The following is a 400-nucleotide window of genomic DNA, read 5'->3' on the forward strand; positions in this document are numbered from 1 at the left end:
CACGTGTCGCCACGCTTCCACCTCGAACCTATCTACCTGATCATCTTTCAGGGATCTTACTAGCTTGCGCTATGGGAAATCTCATCTTGAGGGGGGCTTCATGCTTAGATGCTTTCAGCACTTATCCCGTCCGCACATAGCTACCCAGCGATGCCTTTGGCAAGACAACTGGTACACCAGCGGTGCGTCCATCCCGGTCCTCTCGTACTAAGGACAGCTCCTCTCAAATTTCCTGCGCCCGCGACGGATAGGGACCGAACTGTCTCACGACGTTCTGAACCCAGCTCGCGTACCGCTTTAATGGGCGAACAGCCCAACCCTTGGGACCGACTACAGCCCCAGGATGCGATGAGCCGACATCGAGGTGCCAAACCTCCCCGTCGATGTGGACTCTTGGGGG

General features: G+C 56.8%; 1 rRNA gene. It reads right to left on the reverse strand.

Going from position 1 to position 400, the window contains the following annotated elements:
- Window positions 1-400 (reverse strand): 23S ribosomal RNA (locus tag IRB43_RS17680); the annotation flags it as partial.

It is taken from the genome of Bacillus sp. REN10 (genome assembly GCF_016820555.1).
In the GTDB taxonomy this organism is placed as follows: Bacteria; Bacillota; Bacilli; order Bacillales; family Domibacillaceae; genus Bacillus_CE.